Source organism: Arthrobacter sp. SIMBA_036, assembly GCF_046535135.1.
In the GTDB taxonomy this organism is placed as follows: Bacteria; Actinomycetota; Actinomycetes; order Actinomycetales; family Micrococcaceae; genus Arthrobacter.
The window spans coordinates 1-238 of record NZ_JAWRXG010000444.1 but is presented as its reverse complement, the minus strand read 5'-3'; the positions used below and the strand labels follow the sequence as shown (position 1 = coordinate 238).

Annotated in this window: 1 protein-coding gene; it reads right to left on the bottom strand. The window is 58.8% G+C overall.

All coding sequences use genetic code 11. The features are described 5' to 3' along the window. Positions 1–238: response regulator (locus tag SB659_RS20450; RefSeq protein WP_410551760.1), on the bottom strand; the 238-nt coding region annotated here is incomplete at both ends.

Here is a 238-nt window from a genome sequence, read left to right as displayed (position 1 = left end):
CGATGGCGTGGACAACCTTGGACACGTCGGTCGGCTTCTCGCATCGCGGGACGTCTTTAAAACGCGCAGGAATCGATGTGGCGTCGAACCCGGTCGCAAACAGAAATGGAACCTGCAGCTCCATCAGGCGGTCCGCGATAGGGTAGGCATATTCTCCGCCGAGATTGATGTCCAAAACCGCGCCGTCGATCCGGGTATCTGCATCCAGAACGCCAAGAGCCTCTTCGCATGTGCCGAC